Consider the following 6,714-nt stretch of genomic DNA (forward strand, 5'->3'; position numbering starts at 1 on the left):
ACGACGCTCTTCCGATCTTAAGCAATGCTGTCCTGCCTCAATAATAACAATTATTTATTTGAAATAAATATTCAGATTTTTCAATTAACCAATATTAAGTGGGTAGACTTGGTTAATCCTACCATTGCAGAATTAAATAAAATTACAACTTTATGTAATATTCCTAAAGAATCTATTTTACAAGCCCTAGATTCTGAAGAAAGACCACATATTGAAATCAACAAAGAATATATTGCCATTTTTATTGATATTCCTATCAAGACCAAACAAGATAAATATAGTGTTTCTCCTTTGGGAATTATCTTAACTAAAGAGTATGTGCTTACTATTTGTTTAGAAGAAACTAAAATTATTAAGCAACTTAAAGCTAAAACAGCAGTTATTGAAAGCTTAGATAGCATTAAATTTTTATTACAAATTTTATATAATAGTGGGGTTTTGTTTGTAGATTATTTACAAAATATTATAAATGACTTAGAACAAATAGAACAAGCTCTTCATAAGTCTACTAAAAATGAAGAATTATTTAAACTTTTGAGTTTGCAAAAAAGTTTAACATTCTTTTATTTTTCCCTGTATACTAATGAATTGGTAGCAGAAAAATTACTTAAATTTCAGGAAGTATCGGCAAATACGCACCCATTAGTGTTCTTTAATGAAGAACATAAAGATTTATTAGCAGACGTGCTTATAGAAAATAAACAAGCAATTGCTATGGCAGAAGAATATTCAAGAATTTTAACTGATATGCTAGGCTGTTTTGCTTCCATTATTTCTAATAATCAAAATACTATTATGAAGTCCTTAACCTTATTTACTATTTTATTAACAGTACCTGTATTATTCGCTAGCTTTTGGGGTATGAATGTGGAAATTCCCTTTAAAGATACAACTTTCGGTTTTTATTTTATTACTTCTTTATCAACTATAGTTACTTCTATTATTTTTGTAATTTTTTGGCGGAAAAATTTCTTGAAGTAAAAAATTTCTAACATATCAAATCACCTATCACTAAATTAATTTACTATTATTTAACTAAAATTTTATTGCTTATCTTTACACTATAAAGTATATTTTATTAGTAGGATATTTTTAAATTAGTAGGATATTTTTAACATAATTAAAAGGTAAAATTATGCAGTATGCAATTGATCATATGAATGAACGCCATCAGGATGCACTTTTAGCAATTGCCAAGAATGAAGGGTACACCTCTAAAATTACCAATATTTTCTTAAAAAGTATTGAAAATAACGGTATGATTTTAGTTATTAATAATGAATTAAATCTCTTCATAAACTTTAAAGAAGAAGCTAATAAAAAAAATATAAAAGATATTCTAGTTAACTTAACAAAAGTAGCTAAACATAATTTAAGTGAGAAAAAATTAGTTAATACTAATACAGAGATTAAAAATTTTATAGCTAACTTAAAATCTGTTATTTTAGGAACTCTATCTCAGGATAATTGGCCTAATGCCTCATACTCTCCCTGTTTGCAACATCAACATCACTATTATATATTTATAAGTGAGCTAACAGACCATTATCGTAATCTTAGAAATAACCCTAAATTAGAACTATTATTTTTAGAAGATGAAAGTACAGCTAGAGTTATTAGTACTCGAACTAGAGTGAGATTTAGAGCTACTGCTGAGTTTTTAATAAGAGATAGTTTTGCTGAAGAAATTCTAGATTTATTTGAGCAAAAAATTGATACGGCTATAAAAAATATTAGAACAATGAAAGGCTTTCACTTAGTAAAAATTAATATTACTACTGGAAGATACGTAAAAGGATTTGGGCAGATTTTTAATTTAGAAACTATAAATAATACAGGAAACTTTAGCATTAAGTCAGTAGCAGACGGACATTAATACTAATTTCCATATAATCATAAAAGTAACTGCTTTAAAGATTTCCTCTGAAATATGGCATAATTATTTGTTAAAAATTTATTTACCTGTAATAATTCTATCTACTAATTGTTTAACCGTAGGAATAAAACCATTATTATAAAAAGAATCTTGTTTAAATTTATAAATACTGTGTCCAGCAAAAACTAAATTATTATCTATAGACCCCCCATGTGCCACATCTTGTAGGGTTTTTTGAATACAAAAAGAACGAGGATCTGGTAATTTCCCCGTAGAAAAATTATCCTTATCTTTCCACCCACTAAACCTACATTGACTTAAGCACCCCATACAATTAATTTGGTCAGTTTTAATTTGCTCAGCTTTTACTTTAGTTTCAAAGATTACAGTTTTATCTGGGGTTCTCATTAATATATTATATCCTGCATTAATCCAAGCTAAAGCATTTGATAAATCTGATTTCTGTACATAAAAATTTGTGATTCCGTTCCCACTGGGTATAATTTCTGAAAATTCCTCAGTTTGAGTTCTGGAAACCATCATTTGTCTAACTGACCTAGTTTCTAAATCTTTTAAAAAAGTATTATTCATAGCAGAAGAATAAAAACCAGTAGGACTAAAGGTATTTAATACTACATCACCAATATTTGCATGAATAATATATTTTTTCCATTCTTCTGACACAGGACTTTCTTTAGTTAGAAGTGGTCTGGTTCCGAACTGAAAAGCTATTAAGCCAATTTCTTTATTATTAAGATAATGTGAGAAGTCTTTTAAATGCCACACTCCTCCTGCTAATACAATAGGAACCTGATTTAATCCAATCTCAGTCATAAATTCTCTAATAGCTCTTACCCTATGATATGGGTCTTCGGGTTTATTAGGATCTTCACTATTGCTAATACCATTATGTCCACCAGCCAACCATGGATCTTCATAAACCACCCCACCCAACCACTCTTTACATTTGGAATAGGATCTTTTCCATAAAATTTTAAAAGCTCTAACTGATGAAACTATCGGATAGTAATATATATTATATTTACTAGCCATTTCTGATAAAGAATAGGGCATTCCAGCTCCACAAGTCACCCCATGAACTAACCCCTTTACTTTATCCAAAATACCCTCTAAAATTCTAACCGCACCTCCGGCTTCCCATAACATATTCATATGAATTCTTCCATAATTTGAAGCAACTTCATAGGCAATTTTAGCTTGGTGAATTCCGCCTTTAATAGCGTAATCTACCATTTGTTCAAATTTTTGCTGTCTTGTAATCTTAGTATCATAGACTTGCAGAATATAATTACCATTAAGATCGTAATCATCAGCATTTACCGCTGAAAAAGTACCTATAGAACCTGCTCTAGCAAAAGAACCTGCTGTCAAGCCATTTGAAACACTAATACCCTTGCCACCTTCTATAATTGGAAACACTTCCAATCCAGACATGTTAAGTTTTTGTAATTGAAAAGTCAAAAATATATCCTTAATTTACACCTTTTACAGATAGTCTAATTCTTCCTTTATCCCCTATTTCAATAACCTTTACTTTAATTATATCATCTACTTTAAGGAAATCATTAATCTTAGAATCTCTTTTATCAGCAATTTCACTAATATGTAAAAATCCGTCTGTACTTCCTAAAAATCTTACAAAAGCTGCAGATTCTAATAGTTTAACTACTTTACCGGTATACACTTTATTTAATTCAGGAGAAGCCCCCACAAAGAGGATCTTTTCTTTAGCTTTATTAATACCCTCTTCATCAAAACCAAAAATTCTTACCATCCCATCATTGCTAATATCAATCTTTACCTTTGCAGATTCACAAATCTCTTTAATAACCTTACCACCAGTACCTATTACATCTTTAATTTTCTCTTTACTGATTTGAAGCATTCTAATTTTCGGAGCATATTTATTTACATCACTTCTAGGTGTACTAATAGCTTTAGCCATTTCATTCAAAATATGAACTCTACCGCTTTTAGCCTGTTCTAAGGCTTGTTTCATAATTTCTTTAGTAATAGAAGTAATTTTTATATCCATTTGTAAAGAAGTAATTCCTACATCAGTTCCTGCAACTTTAAAATCCATATCTCCAAGAAAATCTTCATCCCCTAAAATATCGGATAATACAGCATATTTATCATTCTCTTTAATTAAGCCCATAGCAATCCCAGCAACAGGTTTAGTAAAAGGAATTCCTGCTACCATCATAGATAAAGAAGCACCACACACAGTAGCCATAGAAGAGGAACCATTTGATTCAGTAATTTCAGAGACAACTCTTATGGAATAAGGACACTGATTTTTCTTAGGCATTAAAGGATTTAGTGCTCTATATGCTAATTTTCCGTGCCCGATTTCACGTCTACCAGGAGCTCCTGCTCTACCGCATTCACCTACGGAATAAGGAGGAAAATTATAGTGCAAGGTAAATCTTTCTCTAGAATTTCCCTCAATATCATCTACTATTTGCTCGTCATCCTCTGTTCCTAATGTAGTAATTACTAAAGCTTGAGTTTCACCCCTAGTAAAGAGAGCACTACCATGTACTCTAGGCACCACATCTATTTCTGCTAAAATAGGTCTAATTTCATCTAATTTTCTTCTATCTATTCTTTTTTGTAAATTAAGTATATTACCTCTTACAATATTTTTTTCTAAATCTTTAAAAATTTTTGGGAAAGCTACCTTAAGTAAATCTTCAGTAATATTTTCAGCTTTAAGTTTCTCAATTATATTATTTTTTATTAGTACTATTTTATCAGTACGAGATTGCTTATTAATATCTTCAAAAGCTTGTACTAATTCTGTTTTAGCCAACTCTTCTACCTTTTTAATTAAAACTGTTTCTTCAAGTGATACTGCCTCTAAAGTCCATTTTGGTTTAGCTACAATTTGTTGTAACTCTTTTATTAAATTAATAATTGGCTGAAAAGAATCTTGAGCAAAGCTTAAAGCATCTAGCATAGTTTCTTCCTGTATTTCCTGAGCTTCTGATTCTACCATTAAGATACCATCTTTAGTACCTGCTACTATTAGTTCTAAATCACTTTTAGCATTTTCCGCATATTTAGGATTTAATACAAAACTACCATTAATTAACCCAACCTTAGCCGCACCTACAATATCAGAAGTAGGTAACCCGCTTAAAGCTAAAGCTACAAAACTTGCAATCATAGCGGTAATATCTGTGGTATTTTCACCATCATAACTTAATACAGTAACTAAAACCTGTACTTCATTTTTAAATTTATCATCAAAAGTAGGACGAATAGGTCTGTCTATTAAACGTGAAATTAAAATTTCTTTTTCACTGGGTTTACTTTCTCTTTTAAAAAAGCCACCTGGAAACTTTCCTACTGCATAATATTTTTCTTGATAATGAACACTTAAAGGAAAAAAATCTATATCTTTATTTAAGGTTTTATTAGCACATATTGTAGCTAAAACCTGTGTTTCTCCATAAGTTACAACTACTGATGCTAATGCCTGCCTAGCTATTTTACCTGTTGTAATTTTTAAATTTCTACCACCCCAATTAATTTCTTTTTCTACTATATTAAACACTATGTTCTGCTCCTTCGTAATTGTAATATTTCTAAAATATTCTCATATCTTGTATTATTTATATTTTTTAAATACTGAATATGTTTTTTTCTTTTTTCTACCATAATAATTAACCCTCTGCGAGAATGGTAGTCTTTCTTATGAACTTTCATATGCTCGGTTAAGTATTTAATTTTTTCAGTTAATAAAGCAATTTGCACTTCTGGTGAACCGGTATCATTTTCTGTTAGTGCATATTTTTTAATAATATCATGCTTTTCTTCTTTATTTATCGACATCAAATTAAATCCTTTCTTAATACAAAATTTTTATTATGATTGAATACTCTTAAAATTTTTAATTCCCCTTCTCTATATTTTAAAAGGGCTATTAATTTACCTAAGTATGTAGCTTTTAACACTTGGTTATACAAATCTATATTTACAGACAAATTAATTTTTTTATTACCATTTAAAAGCATTATAGCTTGCATTTTATTTAAAACAATATCCGGGATGTCGTCTAGAACATCTTCTAAACTTATCAAGCTATTCATTAATGGTACATTATTATCTATCGTATTCAAAGAAATAAATTTTTTAGGGTTAAATCCTCTGATTTTAGTTCTATTTAAATAAACTAAAACCCCTTCTGCTCCTAAATTATTAGCAATTTCTTCACCTAGAGCTCTAATATAAGTCCCCTTACTAACCTCAGCAACTAAATGAGCTTGTTTATTAAGTATATTAAAATTTAATAATTCTAAACTATAAATAGTTATTGCTCTAGGCTTCAAAATAACTTCTTTCCCAATTCTGGCTAATTCATAAGCTCTTTTCCCTCCTACTTTAATAGCCGAAAATTTTGAAGGTATTTGTTGCCTTATTCCTATAAAACTTTTTAACTCTTCTAAAAGTTTTCTTCGACTTGGCATAACTTCAGATTTTTTAAGAATAGCTCCTTCTAGATCCTGTGTATCGGTTTTAGTACCGAATTCTATAATAAATTCATAAGTTTTATTTTTAGAAAAAATATAATCAACTAATTTGGTAGCCTCACCTATGGCAATAGGTAATAAACCTTGAGCTAAAGGATCTAAGGTACCACAATGACCTACTTTTTTTTGTTTTAAAACTTTTCTGATAATACTAACTATTTTTGTAGAGTTACACCCCTTAGGTTTATATACCAATAAAAAGCCGTGTAACTGCTCCGTTAACTCTTTTGCTGTAATATTACTCATAATTTAGATCGGAAGAGCGGTTCAGCAGGAATG

At 29.5% G+C, this 6,714-nt stretch carries 6 protein-coding genes; 2 read left to right on the forward strand and 4 right to left on the reverse strand.

What is annotated here, in order from left to right:
• Nucleotides 1-24: 24 nt before the first annotated feature.
• A complete protein-coding gene (locus ACQCX0_RS04995) occupies nucleotides 25-981 on the forward strand; it encodes a magnesium transporter CorA family protein (protein ID WP_462563068.1) in 957 nt (318 codons plus the stop codon).
• A gap of 154 nt (nucleotides 982-1,135) precedes the next feature.
• Nucleotides 1,136-1,876 carry a pyridoxamine 5'-phosphate oxidase family protein gene (locus ACQCX0_RS05000; protein WP_462563069.1) on the forward strand — a complete coding sequence of 247 codons (741 nt, stop codon included), beginning with the start codon at nucleotides 1,136-1,138 and terminating at the stop codon, nucleotides 1,874-1,876.
• A 78-nt stretch (nucleotides 1,877-1,954) separates the two neighbouring features.
• Here ACQCX0_RS05000 and ACQCX0_RS05005 read toward each other — a convergent pair whose 3' ends face one another.
• From ACQCX0_RS05005 to truB, 4 genes are read right to left on the reverse strand one after another with little or no spacing between them, the layout of a single operon-like run.
• Nucleotides 1,955-3,358, reverse strand: coding sequence for an NAD(P)H-dependent flavin oxidoreductase (locus ACQCX0_RS05005; RefSeq protein WP_462563070.1), 1,404 nt, complete (start codon nucleotides 3,356-3,358; stop codon nucleotides 1,955-1,957).
• A gap of 10 nt (nucleotides 3,359-3,368) precedes the next feature.
• Complete coding sequence (pnp, locus tag ACQCX0_RS05010) at nucleotides 3,369-5,459, reverse strand: polyribonucleotide nucleotidyltransferase (protein ID WP_462563071.1); 2,091 nt, start codon at nucleotides 5,457-5,459, stop codon at nucleotides 3,369-3,371.
• Nucleotides 5,459-5,737 (reverse strand): 30S ribosomal protein S15, encoded by a 279-nt coding sequence (gene rpsO / locus ACQCX0_RS05015; protein WP_462563072.1) that lies wholly within the window; start codon nucleotides 5,735-5,737, stop codon nucleotides 5,459-5,461. The genes pnp and rpsO overlap by 1 nt, the downstream gene beginning before the upstream one ends.
• Nucleotides 5,737-6,681 (reverse strand): tRNA pseudouridine(55) synthase TruB, encoded by a 945-nt coding sequence (gene truB, locus ACQCX0_RS05020; protein ID WP_465029889.1) that lies wholly within the window; start codon nucleotides 6,679-6,681, stop codon nucleotides 5,737-5,739. The genes rpsO and truB overlap by 1 nt, the downstream gene beginning before the upstream one ends.
• Nucleotides 6,682-6,714 lie beyond the last annotated feature (33 nt).

It is taken from the genome of Candidatus Hepatincolaceae symbiont of Strigamia maritima, assembly GCF_055505085.1.